Source organism: Xanthomonas sp. BRIP62415 (assembly GCF_003993515.1).
GTDB classification, from domain to species: domain Bacteria; phylum Pseudomonadota; class Gammaproteobacteria; order Xanthomonadales; family Xanthomonadaceae; genus Xanthomonas; species Xanthomonas euroxanthea.
Genome location: NZ_QEZH01000013.1, coordinates 200,533 through 215,355 on the forward strand (window position 1 = coordinate 200,533; position 14,823 = coordinate 215,355).

Below are 14,823 nucleotides of genomic sequence, written 5' to 3' on the forward strand. Positions count from 1 at the left end.
TGCCCATGGCTCGCAAGGCTGAGTCCGGTTGCAGGCTGGCGCCGCTGAAAATTCTGCAGCGGATGCAAATCCTGCATTCGCTTGGGAAAACACAGCAGGCAATTGCGAAATATTTCCCTGCAATCGATAGCGTGCGCAAGACAATCAGTGAAAAAACTTCCGACACCCTGGTGATGCATTGCACATCAACATCTGCGTGATGTCTCGATCAACTCATGCAAGGCGAAAGTCGTCGAAGACCCTGCGCAGCTGCAATCGATTGTTCACGCCTTTCTGGCGGCCTAGCGGCCACGCCCGCAAAACGACGCAGGCCCCGCACGTCGCGTGCAGGGCCTGCGGTCCCGCTGCAGCAAGAACGGCGCGCCGGATGCGCGCCGCACTCTTGCCTAGACGGCCTCTTCCTGAGGTTTGGCCTGCTTGGAACGCCCCCCCTTGCTGCCGATCCGCGACATGTGATCGCGATCGCGGCTCACGGCCTGACCGCCCTTGCGGCCCGCTTCGCGTGCTTCGTCGCTGGTGAATTCGTGCGCATTGCCACTGGCATGCGCTGCCTTGCCGCCACTGCTCGCCAACACGCGGCGCTTTTCAGGATCCAATGCGGCAAAACCGCGCCGGCTACGCGTACTGCTTTGTCCGTCTTCCACTGTGCCTCCTCTCGATGCGTCGATCACGCCACTGGTAGGGGGGGTAACGCAACTATCGTGCCAACACGCAAAGCCAGGCGAGACGGTGCACGGCCGCACGTTGCAGGAAAAAACAGCTGCGCTCGCTGTGCAAATCTTGCACTCCCGGTGATGGCTGGCCGACGCGTCGCAGGCCAGATGTGGATAGCGCTACCAGTGCCCCGGCGCGCGCGCCTGATCGCGCCGATGCTGCCCGGCACCATCTCGGCATGCAGCATCGGCAGAGCATCGATGTCCTCGCTCGCCCAAGGAACCAGCGAGCCGGAATCAACGCCAGGGCGCGGCGACGTCAGGCCGGCAGCGCGGGAACGGTGCGCCCGGCAGCCAGCAATGCGGCCACATGCCGCGCGATGCTCAGGCAACAGGTCAGGCCTGGCGACTCGATGCCGAACAGGTTCACCAGACCGGCGATGCCGTGCATGGACGGACCATCGATACGGAAGTCGACCGCCGCCTCGCCTGGTGCGCTGATCTTCGGGCGGACGCCGCAATAGCCGGGCTGCAACGCGCCGTCCGGCAGGCCAGGCCAGTAACGCCGGATCGCTGCGGCAAACCGCGCGGCATGGCCTGGCGCGCAGTGATAGTCGGGCTGCGCGACCCACTCCACGTCGGGGCCGAAGCGCGCACGCCCGTGCAGATCCAGCGTGAGATGCACACCCAGGCCACCGGGTTCGGGCATGGGGTAGATCAACTGCTGGAATGGCGAGCGCCCTGCCAGCGTGAAGTAACTGCCCTTGGCGAAATAGCCGCGCACCTGTGCATGCGCTGGCAAGCCATCGATCCGCGCGGCCAGCGGCGGTGCACCATGACCTGCCGCGTTCACCAGCCAGGCACAGGTCAGCCGCGCCGATGGCTGACCTGCGACGGTCACGCGCAGCCCTTGCGCAAGCGGCTCGACCTGGTCGACGTGTGCACGCAGCGCCACGGTGGCGCCATGCGCTTCGGCATCGCCCTGCAACGCCAGCATCAGCGCATGGCTGTCGATGATGCCGGTGGTGGTGGACTCCAGCGCCGCGACGCAGCGCAGGGCCGGCTCGCGCGCCTGCATGTGTGCCGCGTCGAGCGGCAGCAACCCGTGCGCGCCGCCGGCAATGGCGCTGCGGTGCAGCCGATCAAGCTGCTCGCGCTGGCCGTGGTCGCAGGCGATGATCAATTTGCCGCAGCGCCGATGCGGCACGTGGCGCTGCTGGCAGTACGCGTACAACAGTGCATTGCCGCTGATGCATAACTGCGCCTTCAACGAACCGGCCGGATAGTAGAGCCCGGCATGGATCACCTCGCTATTGCGTGCGCTGGTCCCGGTGCCGATGGCGGCTTCGGATTCCAGCACCAACACCTCGTGCCCCCGCATCGCCAGCTCGCGCGCAATTGCCAGCCCCACCACTCCGGCACCTATCACGATGCACTCGACGTCTTGCATGGCCGTTCTCACACGAGGGTCGATCAGTCTACCCGCCTACTAGAACGCACAGAGTTGTTGTGATCGCCATCACTTTTTTCTCACAAACCAACCCTATATTCGGCTCGACACATGACGTAAATCACGTTACTCGACGCTACAGACGTTTCCCGCATTTGCGGTGTGCATTCTTCCCCCACCCGAGCGCGCGCTGTCGCGTCCGGTTCGAAGCTGCAATCACCGAAGGAGTTTGAATGGACGCAACGCGTTCGGTCCTGCTTGCCTCCAATTACGAGGCATGGCCAGAGGCCTTCAATGGGCAGGCGTATGCGTTGCTCAACGTGGTCCGCAGCCTGGAACACGCGCAGTTGCTGTGTCCACCCGCGGCCGAGTACACCCGCGGACGCGGCGTCAATCCCGGCGTGTCGTATCTGCTCAACGAACTCACACACCGTGGCGTCTCTGCGCTGCAACGGCTGAGCGGGCGGCCTGCGCTGTCCAACGCACAGCCCCGGGTGGTCGAACAGGACCATGACCTGTTCTTCTACGTGTGCCAGTTCCCCAGGGAATTGGGCACGCTGGCCCGCATCAAGGGATGGCGCGAGCGCTGCCGTACCCGCGTGGTGTATCTGCTGGAAACCTGGCCGGAATTGCTGGACTCGCAGAAGGCCGAGCTGAAACTGCTGGACCAGTTCGACCATGTCTTCGTGCTCAACGCCAGTTGCGTCGATGCGCTGCGCCGCTACACCAGCACCCCGGTGTCGTTTCTGGCCAGCGCCTGCGACACACTGCTGGCGACGCCATTGCCGCGGCCGCCACAGCGCTGCATCGATGTGGTCAGCATCGGTCGGCGCATGCCGCAGGTGCATGCGCGCTTGCTGGCACATGCACAGGCCAACCCCGATTTCTTCTATCTGCACGATGTGCTGCGCGGCGGCGCGGTGCAGGACTGGGCGGCACATCGGCTGCAGTCGGCCGCCATGATCAAGCGCGCCAAGTTCTTCATGGCGCACGACTTCGTGGTCGACACCCAGGGATTCTTCAAGGGTGTGAAAAAACAGGCGCTGGCAACACGCTATTTCGAAGGTGCCGCCGGCGGCGCGGTGATCCTCGGCTCCGCGCAGGCATGTCCGGAATTTGCCCAGTACTTCGATTGGGAAGACGCCGTGATCGAGCTGCCGGCCGATGGCGCGGAGATCGGCCCGTTCCTGCGCGATCTGGAGCAGCAGACCGAGCGCCTGGAGCGTGCCCGTCTGCACAACGCCGTGCAGTGCCTGCGACGGCACGACTGGGCACACCGGTGGGCGCAGATCCTGCAGACGCTGCAGTTGCCGCCCCCGCCGCTGATGGCCGAGCGCCTTGCCATGCTCGACAACCTGGCCACGATGGCCGAACAGGCCGCCTGCCCGCCGGCGATCGCGCTGAGCATGACCGCCTAGCGCCTTATCGCACTGCGCCGCGACCAGCGGCGCCTCAGTTCAAGGATCAGCAATGAAAGCAGTCATTCTGGCAGGCGGCCTGGGAACGCGCATTTCCGAGGAAACCGCCATCCGCCCCAAGCCGATGGTGGAGATCGGCGGCAAGCCGATCCTCTGGCACATCATGAAGATCTACGCGCACCACGGCATCCAGGATTTCATCGTCTGCCTGGGCTACCGCGGTGAGGTGATCAAGGATTTCTTCATGAATTACCACATGCGCGAATCCGACGTCACCTGCGACCTCGGCAGCAACACCACCACCTTGCACAACACCCGCGCCGAGCCCTGGCGCGTGACGCTGGTCGATACCGGCGCACAGACCATGACCGGCGGCCGGTTGCGCCGCGTGCGCGAACATCTGCGCGAGGAGGCGGCGTTCTGCATGACCTATGGCGATGGCGTGGCCGATGTGGACATCACTGCCGCCATCGCGCTGCACCAGCGCGAAGGCCGCATGGCCACGGTCACCGCCGTGCAACCGCCCGGCCGCTTTGGCGCCCTGCGGGTGGAAGGCGAGCAGGTCACCGGATTCCGCGAGAAGCCGCTGGATGGCGATGGCCTGATCAACGGCGGCTTCTTCGTGCTCGATCCGCGCGTGATCGACGTGATCGAGGGCGATGCCACCGTGTGGGAGAACAGCCCGCTGGAAACGCTGGTCGATCGCGACGAGCTGAGCGTGTATCGCCACGACGGCTTCTGGCAACCGATGGACACGCTACGCGACCGCAATCATCTCGAAACCCTCTGGTCGTCCAATCGCGCGCCCTGGCGCGTGTGGGAGTAACAATATGCGTATTCTGATCACCGGCAACATGGGCTACATCGGCCCGGTCGTGGCCGCGCATTTGCGTCAGCGCTATCCGCAGGCCTGGTTGGTGGGGCTGGATCGCGGCTGGTTCGCGCACTGCCTGTCCGACCCACGCCGCCTGCCGGAAGTGGTGCTGGACCAGCAATGGTTCGGCGACGTGCGCGATCTCACTGTGCAGCAGTTGCAGGGCTTCGACGCGGTGGTGCACCTGGCGGCGATCTCCAACGATGCGATGGGCAAGCGTTTCGAGCTGGTCACCGATGCGATCAACTGCCGCGCCAGCGTGGCGGTGGCGCAGGCGGCCGCGCAGGCCGGCGTGGGGCACTTCGTGTTCGCCTCCAGCTGCAGCGTGTATGGCGCCGCCGCCGATGGCACGCCACGGTCGGAAACCAGCGCCATCGCACCGCTGACGGCGTATGCGCATTCCAAGATCGATACCGAGCGCGCGCTCGCACAGCTGGACACCGACATGGTGATCACCTGCCTGCGCTTTGCCACCGCCTGCGGTGCCTCGCCGCGTCTGCGGCTGGATCTGGTGCTCAACGATTTCGTCGCCAGCGCAGTGGCCAACGGCACCGTGGAGGTGTTGTCCGATGGCTCGCCCTGGCGGCCGTTGATCCATGTGCGCGACATGGCGCGCGCCATCGACTGGGCAGTGAGCCGTACACCCGCGGCCGGCGGGCAGTTCCTGTTCGTCAATGCCGGGTCGGAGCGCTGGAACGTGCAGATCCGCGATCTGGCCCATGCAGTCGGCGTGGCGATTCCCAGTGCGCACGTTGCAATCTCCACCAGCGCGCCGACCGACAACCGCTCCTATCGCGTGGACTTCTCCCTGTTCGAACGCCTGGCGCCGGAACATCAACCGCAGGAAACCCTGCGTTCGACCATCACCGAGCTGCGCGACGACCTGCAGCGCGCCGGGTTCAACGATGGCGACTTTCGCCAGCGTTCGGACTTCATTCGTCTGCGCATCCTGCAGCAGCTGGTCGACACAGGCGCCCTGGCACCGGATCTGAGGGTGGCGGCATGATCTTCCACTCCACCCCGCTGGCAGGCGCGTTCGTGATCGAGCCGCAGCAGCGTGGCGATGAACGCGGCTGGTTCGCACGCGTGTTCTGCACCCAGGAGATGGCGCAGGCCGGCCTGGTCGATCAGTTCGTGCAGGTCAACAACTCGTTCAATGCGCAGGCCGGCACCCTGCGCGGCATGCATTACCAACTGCCGCCCGCCGCCGAGGTCAAGATCGTGCGCTGCATCCGTGGTGCACTATGGGATGCGATCGTGGACCTGCGCCCGGATTCACGCACGTATCTGCAGTGGTACGGCATTGAACTGACTGCCGACAATCGCCTGGCCCTCTACGTGCCGCGCGGCTTTGCGCATGGCTTCATCACCCTGCAACCGCAGACCGAGGCGTTGTATTTCGCCAGTGCGATGTACACGCCGCAGGCCGAGCGCGGCTTGCGCTGGAACGATCCGCGCCTGGGCGTGCAGTGGCCGCTCGAACCACAGCTGGTGTCCGACAAGGATGCCGCCTGGCCGGACTTCAACGAACACCAACACGGCATCCCCACCCTTGCCGGACTCACTCAGCGGGAGCGCGCATGAACATCGATCGTCTATTGCAGGCGCGTGCTGTCGAAGGCCGCCCATTGCGTGTCGGCCTGTACGGCGCCGGCTTCATGGCACGCGGCATCGTCAACCAGATCGCGCACTCGGTGCCGGGCATGCAGGTGTCGGCGATCTGCAACCGCAGCGTGGACAAGGCACTGGAGGCCTACCGCCAGGCCGGCCAACACGCGCGCGTGGTGGATGGCGCCGGCGAGTTGAAGCGCCAGATCGCTGCCGGCATTCCTGCGGTGACCGACGACCCCGCACTGCTCTACGAATGCGATGGGCTGGATTGCCTGATCGATGCCACCGGGGCCATCGACTACGGCGCGCGCATCAGCCTGGGCGCCATCGCCCATGGCCGCCACATGGTCACGATGAATGCCGAACTCGACGGCACCGTCGGCCCGCTGCTCAAGCGCAAGGCCGACGCGGCCGGGGTGATCTTCAGCGCCTGCGATGGCGACCAGCCCGGCGTGCAGATGAACCTGTACCGGTTCGTACGCTCGATCGGTCTGACGCCGCTGCTGTGCGGCAACATCAAGGGCCTGCAGGACCCGTATCGCACACCGGCGACACAGGCCGGTTTCGCCGCGAAATGGGGCCAGGACCCGCATATGGTCACCAGTTTTGCCGACGGCACCAAGATCAGCTTCGAGCAGGCGATCGTGGCCAATGGCACCGGCATGTCGATCCTGCAGCGCGGCATGACCGGCCATGAGCATCGCGCACATGTCGACGAACTGACCCGGCGCTACGACATCGAGGCCCTGCGTGCGGTGGGCGGGGCGGTGGATTACGTGGTCGGCGCCCTGCCCTCGCCCGGCGTGTTCGTGCTGGCCAGCCACGACGATGCCAGGCAGCAGCATTACCTCAATCTCTACAAGCTCGGCGAAGGCCCGCTGTACAGCTTCTACACGCCGTACCACCTGTGCCACTTCGAGGTGCCGCTGTCGGTGGCGCGGGTGGTGCTGCTGGGCGATGCAGTGCTGCAACCCCTGGGCGCGCCGCTGGTGGAAGTGATTGCCACCGCCAAGCGCGACCTGGCCATCGGCGAAACCATCGACGGGCTCGGCGGCTACATGAGCTACGGCCAGTGTGAGCGCGCCGACGTCACCGCAAACGCAAGGCTGCTGCCGATGGGCGTGGCCGAAGGCTGTGTGCTCCGCCATGCGGTGCCCAAGGACCAGGTGCTGACCTACGACGACGTGCAGTTGCCGGCCAATCGCCTGATCGATCGCCTGCGTGCCGAGCAGGCCAGCGTCTTCGCCGACGCTGCGGAACTGGCTGCCTGAGCGCGCAGACAGCGGCCTGCGGCCGCGTGCCGATGCCGCAGCCGATGGCCGTGCTGCCTGCCCGTCCCACCATCGGCGTGCTGCAGGCCGGGCGTGCGCTGGCCGCCACGATGGTGGTGCTCAGCCACAGCGTACTGCCCACCACGCACCTGGTGCAGCCGTTACCGGAATGGCTGGCCGCGGCGCTGGCGCACGGCTACCTGGGCGTGGATTTCTTCTTCGTGCTGTCGGGTTTCATCATCTACTACGTCAACCATGCCGGTGCGGGCACGCCGGGCTGGAGCCGCGATTACGCCGGCAGCCGTCTCAGCCGCATCTATCTGCCGTACTGGCCGGTGGGGATCGCGCTGGCGCTGGCCTATACGCTGCGGCCCAGCCTGGATGATGGCGACACCGGCTGGTCATGGCTTGCCACGCTGACCCTGCTGCCGGTCGGCGGTCAGTCTGCATTGGGCGTGGCGTGGACGCTGGGCTACGAGCTGGTGTTCTACGCACTGGCGTGGCTGTTCTTCCGCAGCGGGCATCCGCTGCGCTGCGCGCTGCTCTGGGCGGGCCTGACGCTGCTGCATGCCGCCGTTGGCGCGCCGTTCGCGCAGCCGGTGGAGCTGTCCTGGCGGGCGTTGCTGCTGCATCCCATCACGCTGGAATTCGTGTTCGGCATGCTGGCGGCACGCGCGGTCTTGAGCGCTGCACCGTGGATGGTGTGGGTCAGCCATGCAGTTGCGGTGGTCGCGTCCGCGTGCTTCGTGCTCGATGGCATGCAACGCGTGCATTCGCCGCTGTTCGGCCTGGCGATCGCCGGCGCAGTGGTCGGCCTAGTGCGCGCGGAGTGGCGTGGCTGGCTACGTATCGGCCCGGTGCTGCTGTTGCTCGGCAATGCGTCGTATGCGATCTACCTGGTGCACATGCCGCTGATGTCGCTGGTGGCACGCACCACGCGGCGGATGGGGCCGCTGGCCACCTGGCCGGTGAACCTGCTGCTCAGCGTGGGCGCCGCACTGCTGCTCGGCGTGCTCTATCACCTGTGCTACGAGCGCATCGCGTTGCGGCATGCGCGCCGCCTTCTGCGTTGAAGCGTCACGATGCCGCCGCGCGTGGATTGGCGCGCGCGGCGGTCCGCAGATCGCGCTCAGCCCACTGCCTGCTCCAGCAACTTGCCGACGCGATCGTCGCACTGCGCTGCCGCCTCGGATAAGGCAGCGCCCACCAGCAGCAGGGTCGGCAAACCGGGCAGCATTGCCGCAGCGGTAATCCCCAGCTCGCCCAGCGTGGTGAGCCGGCGTTGCTGCTCGGGCCGGGTGGCGGCCTGCACGATGGCCGCCGGCGTGCTGGCCGGCAGATGCACCAGCAAGGCGCTGGCCAAGGCCTCGGCACGCCGCAGGCCCATGTAGATGCCCAGCGTCGTGCCGCTGGCGGCCAGTGCGCCCCAGTTCGGTTCGCCGTGATCGTGCGTATGCGCGGTGACGAACGTGATGCCATGGCAATGGCTGCGATGGGTCAGCGACACCTCCAGCGCGGATGCCGCGGCGAATGCGGCGCTGACGCCGTTGATGATCTGCACGCCCACACCGGCGCGGCGCAGGAAGCTGATCTCCTCGCCGGCGCGCCCGAACAGCAGCGCATCGCCGCCTTTGACGCGCACCACGCGCAAGCCCTGCAAGGCGTAGCGCCGCATCAGCCGGCAGATGAAGTCCTGTGGCGTCGAGCGGCAACCACCACGCTTGCCGACCCGGATCACCCGCGCCTGTGACGCGAGGTCGACGATCTGCGGGTTGGCCAGATCGTCCAGCAACACCACTTGCGCGGCCGCCAGCGCCTTGACCGCCTTGACGGTGAGCAGGTCCAGATCGCCGGGGCCGGCGGACAACAACACCACATCACGTACGCAGGAAGGAAGGACTGACATGAGAAGGTCTCGCAGGATGTGAGGTCAGGAAGGCCGCTCAGGCGTGCCGTGGTTGCCGGCACAGCCGGGTGAGTTGCGGGACACAGGAGCCGCAGACCGTGCCGCAGCCAAGGCGTTGCTTGAGCTGGGGCAGATCGGCACCGTCGTCGATGGCGGCATGGATCGCAGCAGTCGAGACCTGCATGCAGCTGCAGACGATCGGGTCGCTGGGTGCGCCCTGTGTCTGCGCAAACACCGCCAGCCGCGGACCACGCCACGGCAAGCCTGCCAATGCGGTGCGCAGTAATGCCTGGTTGGCCTCGCTGGGCTGCGCCGCGGTGAGCAGCAGGCCGTCGATATGGCTGTGGCCATCCTGCATGCGCCAGCCCACGCGACGCATCAGCCCGCGGCGCAGGTCGCGGTACTCCAGCACGTCGGCGCCGGCCGGCAGCTGCAGTGCCGCAACCAGACGGTCGAGCCAGCCGGCATCCGGGGCGCGCTCGCAGGCCGCATGCAAAACCGCCCAGTGCCCGCCGGCCCCGGCCAGCGGCTCGGCATGCAGCCGCAGCGATGCATAGCCGCAATCGCGCAACAGCGGCTGCAGCGCCTGTTGCAGGGCCAGCGCATCGCCGCGCCGCGCCGCCAGCAGATGCCAGCCGAACACCGCCTTCTCCACCCGCACCGCCGCATGCTTGAGCTCGGGCTGCTGCGAGCGCGCGTCCACCGCCGGGCTGCTGACTTCGTTGATGCCGCCGCTGGACAGGTGCTGCCCGCTCCAATGCATCGCGGCGAACACGGCGCCCGAGCGCAGCTCGTCGGAGAGTTCCAGCGGCAGCACCAGCGCACCGCGCTTGCTGGCGATCTGCACCAGCTCGCCAGCGACCAGGCCGCGTCGCGTCGCATCGTCCGGATGCATGCGCAAGGCCGGTTCGGGGCTATGCGCAAACGCCGCCGGTACGCGTCCGCTGCGCGACATGCCATGCCATTGATCGCGCAGCCGTCCGGTCAGCAGCCGCATCGGGAAACGTGCCGAGGTCGGCTCGGCCACCTTGCGATACGGCGTGGCGTGGAAGCGCGCGCGCCCGTTGCCGGTGGCGAACACGCCGTCGGCATAGCGCTGTGCCTGCCCGTGTGCGGCGCCGGCAGGGAATGGCCACTGCTGCGGCCCGCCATCCAGCATCGGGTAGTCCAGCCCGCCGATATCCAGGTCACGGCCCACCGTCAACGCGCGATGCTCGTCGAAGATCTGCGCGGCGCTGTCGAACCCGAACAGGCCTGTGCCGCTCGCTGGTGCAAGACGCGCCTCGAGCCGGCGCGCCACTTCACTGGCGATCCACCAGTCCGCGCGCGCCTGGCCCGGCGCGTCCACCGCCTTGCGCACGCGGGTGATGCGACGCTCGGAGTTGGTCACGCTGCCGTCCTTCTCGCCCCAGCTGGTGGCCGGCAACAGCACGTCGGCATATGGCACGGTGTCGGTGCCGGAGAACGCGTCCTGCACGATCACCAGCTCGGCCTGTTCCAGTGCGGCGCGAATGCCATCCACCTCCGGCATCGAGTGCACGGGGTTGGTGCACACGATCCACACCGCCTTCAGGCTGCCGGCACGCAGGCGCTCGAACAACTGCACGGCGGGTGTGCCGGCCGTGGCACTCAGCCGGCCGGCCGGCAGATGCCACAGGCGTTCCAGTTCCGCACGGTCCTCGGCATTGCCGATCTCGCGATGCGCCGCCAGCATCGTCGCCATGCCGCCGACCTCGCGCCCACCCATCGCATTGGGCTGGCCGGTCAGCGAAAACGGGCCTGCACCCGGCTTGCCGATCTGCCCGGTCGCCAGATGCAGGTTGATCAGCGCCAGGTTCTTGTCGGTGCCCTGCGCGGACTGATTCAGGCCCATGCAGTACAGCGACAAGGCCGCCGGGCTGCGCCCGAACCACTCGGCCGCCTGCACCAGGTCCTCATGCGAGATACCGCAGATCTCGGCGCTCATGCGCGGGGTGTATTCGCGCAGCAGGTGCTTGAGGGCGTCGAAGTCCTCGGTGTGCGCGGCAACAAAACGCGCATCCACCAGACCCTCCCAGATCAGGTGATGCAGCATGCCGTTGAACAGCGCAACGTCGGTTCCGGGCTCGATTGCCAGGTGCAGGTCGGCCATGGCCGCGGTGTCGGTGCGACGCGGGTCGATCACGATCCAGCGAATCCCGGGATTGCGCGCGCGTGCATCTTCCAGGCGGCGAAACAGCACCGGATGCGCATACGCCATGTTGCTGCCGGCAAACAGCACGGTCTGCGCCAGCTCCAGATCCTCGTAGCAGGTCGGCGGGCCGTCGGCGCCCAGCGCCAGCTTGTAGGCGGTGACCGCGCTGGACATGCACAGGCGCGAGTTGGTGTCGATGTTGTTGGTGCCCAGCAGCCCCTTGGCGAGCTTGTTGAAGACGTAATAGTCCTCGGTCAACAACTGGCCCGAGAGATAGAACGCCACCGCATCCGGGCCATGCTGCTCGATGATCGCCGCCAGCTTGCCGGTGACGTGGTCGAGCGCCTGATCCCAGCTGACCGTCGCCCGCGGCGCCTGCCGATGACGACGCAGTTCGGGCGCGAGTACCCGCCCCTGGGTGCTGGCGACGGTCTGCGGCAAGGCCAGGCCCTTGCTGCACAAGCGGCCATGATTGGCCGGATGCAGCGGGTCGCCTTCGATCCCGACGATGCGTTCGCCAGTGGCATCGTGCTCGCTGTGGATCAGCACCCCGCAGCCCACGCCGCAGTAGCAGCAGGTCGAGCGCGTGATGCGATGCATCGGCGCGGGCGTCTGCAGCGGCACCGCCTCACCGGTCAAGGGTCGCTGCTGGCCGTCGCTCATGCGGCCGGCTCGGCGACGGCATCCGGCAACGATACCGGCTGCAACACGATCCACACCGCATCGGCCTCCACTTTGACCGGGTAGCGCGGCGCGCAGCCCACATCCGGTGCACAGGCCTGGCCGCTCTGCAGGGCGATCGCCCAGCCGTGCAACGGGCAGGTCACCGTTTCGCCAGCCACGATGCCCTGCGACAACGGCCCGCCCTTGTGCGGGCAGCGGTCGCGCAACGCAAACACCTGGTCGCTGGCGGTGCGGAACAGGGCGATCGGCGCAATGCCGTCGACTTCGAGCACGCGCGCGCCCAATGCAGGCAGGTCCTGCAGCGCGCACACGCGGATCCACGGGGTCTGCTGCATGTTCATTCCTCCACCGTCGCGACCGGCGCGGCGATGCGTAGCGGTTGGTACTCCTGCCGACGTTCGCCGGCGATACGCGCCTTCCACGGGTCGACCAGGCCTTCCAGCGAATACAGCAGGCGCTCGTACAACGCACGCCGGTTGGCCGCGTCGTCCACCACCTGTGCGCGGATGTAATCCAGCCCCACCCGTGCGATGTAGTGCACGGTGCGATCCAGGTAATACGCCTGCTCGCGATACAGCTGCAAAAACGCACCGGTGTATTCGCGCACGTCCTCGGCGGTGCTCACCTTGACCAGGAAGCGGGCCACCTCGGTCTTGATGCCGCCATTGCCACCGACATGCAGCTCCCACCCCGAGTCCACAGCGATGATGCCGACATCCTTGATGCCGGATTCGGCGCAGTTGCGCGGGCAGCCGGATACCGCCAGCTTCACCTTGTGCGGGCTCCACATATTGGCCAGCATGGTTTCCAGGTCGATGCCCATCTGCGTGCTGTTCTGGGTGCCGAAACGGCAGAATTCGCTGCCCACGCAGGTCTTCACGGTGCGGATCGACTTGCCGTAGGCGTGGCCGGAAGGCATGCCCAGATCGCGCCACACATCCACCAGGTCTTCCTTCCGGACCCCAAGCAGATCGATGCGCTGGCCACCGGTCACCTTGACCATCGGCACGGCGTACTTGTCGGCGACATCGGCAATGCGGCGCAGCTCGCCGGCATTGGTCACCCCGCCCTTCATCTGCGGAATCACCGAGAAGGTGCCGTCCTTCTGGATGTTGGCGTGCGCACGCTCGTTGATGAAGCGCGACTGCGGATCGTCGATGGCCTCGTGCGGCCAGCTCGACAACATGTAGTAGTTGATCGCCGGCCGGCAGGTCGCGCAACCATTGGGCGTGCGCCATTCCATGAAGGCGTAGGCCTGCGCATGGGTCAGCAACCTGTGCTCGCGAATGGCGCGACGCACCTCGCCATGGCTCAGATCGGTGCAGGCGCAGACGGCCTTGGTTTTCGGCGTTTCCTGGAAGTTGGAACCCAGGCAGTTCATCAGGATCTGCTCGACCAGCCCCGTGCACGAGCCGCAGGAACTGGCCGCCTTGGTGTGCTTCTTCACCTCATCGACGGTGAACAGCCCCTGCTCGCTGATGGCCTTGACAATCGTGCCCTTGCACACGCCGTTGCAGCCGCAGACCTCGTCGCTGTCGGCCATCGCACTGGCGCGGTCCTGCCCGCCGGTGCCGGCATCTCCGAGTGCGCTCTCGCCGAAGATCAACTGGTCGCGCTGCGCCTGGATCGGCGTGCCGTCCTTGAGCAGCTTGAAGTACCAGCCGCCATCGCTGGTGTCGCCGTACAGGCAGGCGCCGACCAGCACATCGTCGCGGATCACCAGCTTCTTGTAGACCCCGCCGGCCGGATCGGACAGCACGATCTCCTCGCAGCCATCGCCGCCCATGAAATCGCCGGCCGAAAACAGGTCGATCCCGGTGACCTTGAGCTTGGTCGAGGCCACCGAACCGCGGTAGATGCCGATGCCGAACTGCGCCAGGTGGTTCGCGCACACCTTGGCCTGCTCGAACAACGGTGCCACCAGGCCATACGCGATGCCACGGTGGTTTGCGCACTCGCCCACCGCATACACGCGCGGATCGAAGCTCTGCAGACTGTCGTTGACCACGATGCCGCGCGAGCAATGGATGCCGGCTTCCTCGGCCAGGCGCGTATTCGGGCGGATGCCCGCCGCCATCACCACCAGGTCGGCCGGGATCTCGCTGCCATCGGCAAACTTCACCCCGACCACCTCGCCCTGCGCATTGCCCAGCAAGGCACTGGTTGCGGTACTCAGCTTGAACTCTAGCCCGCGCGCGCGCAGCGCCTGCTGCAGCAGGTTGCCGGCCACCGGGTCGAGCTGGCGCTCCAGCAACCACCCGGCCAGATGCACCACGGTCACGTCCATCCCGCGCAGCTTCAAGCCATTGGCCGCTTCCAGGCCGAGCAGGCCGCCACCGATCACCACCGCATGCTGCTTGCTGCGCGCGGTCTCGATCATCGTGCGCGTGTCCTGGATATCGCGGTAGCCGATCACACCGTTCAAATCGTTGCCGGGGATCGGCAACACGAACGGCACCGAACCGGTGGCGATCAACAAGCGGTCGTAGTCGGCCTCGGTGCCATCGGCGGCGATCACGCGGCGACGCACCCGATCGATGCGCGTGACTTCCTTGTTCAAATGCAAGCGGATGCCGTTGTCCCGATACCACTGCAATGGATTGAGCACGATGTCGTCGAACTCCTGCTCGCCGGCCAGCACCGGCGACAGCAGGATGCGGTTGTAGTTGGGGTGCGGCTCGGCCCCGAACACGGTGATCTGGTACATGCCCGGCATCAGCTTGAGCAGTTCCTCCACGGTACGGATGCCGGCCATGCCATTGCCGATGACGACGAGTCTGGGT

At 66.7% G+C, this 14,823-nt stretch carries 13 protein-coding genes; 7 read left to right on the plus strand and 6 right to left on the minus strand.

The features are described from left to right. The first annotated feature begins 5 nt into the window (after positions 1-5). On the plus strand, positions 6-200 hold the full coding sequence (locus tag EO141_RS04085) for a hypothetical protein (protein WP_127168580.1): 195 nt from the start codon (positions 6-8) through the stop codon (positions 198-200). Between the two features lie 186 nt (positions 201-386). On the opposite strand, the gene EO141_RS04090 is transcribed toward EO141_RS04085, so the two are convergent. Both EO141_RS04090 and EO141_RS04095 read right to left on the minus strand, forming a co-directional pair. Beyond that, entirely contained in the window at positions 387-644 is a 258-nt protein-coding gene (locus tag EO141_RS04090; protein WP_024940389.1) for a KGG domain-containing protein, read from the minus strand. 328 nt (positions 645-972) lie between these two features. Further along, positions 973-2,103, minus strand: coding sequence for an NAD(P)/FAD-dependent oxidoreductase (locus tag EO141_RS04095; RefSeq protein ID WP_104582631.1), 1,131 nt, complete (start codon positions 2,101-2,103; stop codon positions 973-975). A gap of 233 nt (positions 2,104-2,336) precedes the next feature. On the opposite strand from EO141_RS04095, the gene EO141_RS04100 reads away from it, so the two are divergent. From EO141_RS04100 to EO141_RS04125, 6 genes are read left to right on the plus strand one after another with little or no spacing between them, the layout of a single operon-like run. Next, on the plus strand, positions 2,337-3,521 hold the full coding sequence (locus tag EO141_RS04100) for a glycosyltransferase (protein WP_127168581.1): 1,185 nt from the start codon (positions 2,337-2,339) through the stop codon (positions 3,519-3,521). A 52-nt stretch (positions 3,522-3,573) separates the two neighbouring features. Beyond that, entirely contained in the window at positions 3,574-4,347 is a 774-nt protein-coding gene (rfbF, locus tag EO141_RS04105) for a glucose-1-phosphate cytidylyltransferase (protein WP_047125361.1), read from the plus strand. A gap of 4 nt (positions 4,348-4,351) precedes the next feature. Continuing rightward, complete coding sequence (locus EO141_RS04110; RefSeq protein WP_127168582.1) at positions 4,352-5,401, plus strand: SDR family oxidoreductase; 1,050 nt, start codon at positions 4,352-4,354, stop codon at positions 5,399-5,401. Further along, on the plus strand, positions 5,398-5,979 hold the full coding sequence (rfbC, locus tag EO141_RS04115; RefSeq protein ID WP_127168583.1) for a dTDP-4-dehydrorhamnose 3,5-epimerase: 582 nt from the start codon (positions 5,398-5,400) through the stop codon (positions 5,977-5,979). The genes EO141_RS04110 and rfbC overlap by 4 nt, the downstream gene beginning before the upstream one ends. Next, positions 5,976-7,277 (plus strand): SAF domain-containing protein, encoded by a 1,302-nt coding sequence (locus EO141_RS04120; RefSeq protein WP_115677137.1) that lies wholly within the window; start codon positions 5,976-5,978, stop codon positions 7,275-7,277. The genes rfbC and EO141_RS04120 overlap by 4 nt, the downstream gene beginning before the upstream one ends. Before the next feature lie 44 nt (positions 7,278-7,321). After that, on the plus strand, positions 7,322-8,350 hold the full coding sequence (locus EO141_RS04125) for an acyltransferase (RefSeq protein ID WP_127168584.1): 1,029 nt from the start codon (positions 7,322-7,324) through the stop codon (positions 8,348-8,350). 56 nt (positions 8,351-8,406) lie between these two features. On the opposite strand, the gene cobA is transcribed toward EO141_RS04125, so the two are convergent. The 4 genes from cobA to nirB all read right to left on the minus strand — a co-directional run bounded on the left by cobA (position 8,407) and on the right by nirB (position 14,795). Then, a complete protein-coding gene (gene cobA / locus EO141_RS04130; protein ID WP_206514778.1) occupies positions 8,407-9,153 on the minus strand; it encodes a uroporphyrinogen-III C-methyltransferase in 747 nt (248 codons plus the stop codon). Between the two features lie 67 nt (positions 9,154-9,220). Further along, entirely contained in the window at positions 9,221-12,019 is a 2,799-nt protein-coding gene (locus EO141_RS04135; RefSeq protein ID WP_164739053.1) for a nitrate reductase, read from the minus strand. Then, positions 12,016-12,381, minus strand: coding sequence for a nitrite reductase small subunit NirD (nirD, locus tag EO141_RS04140; protein WP_164739054.1), 366 nt, complete (start codon positions 12,379-12,381; stop codon positions 12,016-12,018). Before nirD ends, EO141_RS04135 begins: the two co-directional genes overlap by 4 nt. Beyond that, positions 12,378-14,795, minus strand: a complete 2,418-nt coding sequence (gene nirB, locus EO141_RS04145; RefSeq protein WP_241236619.1) for a nitrite reductase large subunit NirB — start codon at positions 14,793-14,795, stop codon at positions 12,378-12,380. The genes nirD and nirB overlap by 4 nt, the downstream gene beginning before the upstream one ends. Positions 14,796-14,823: the final 28 nt, after the last annotated feature.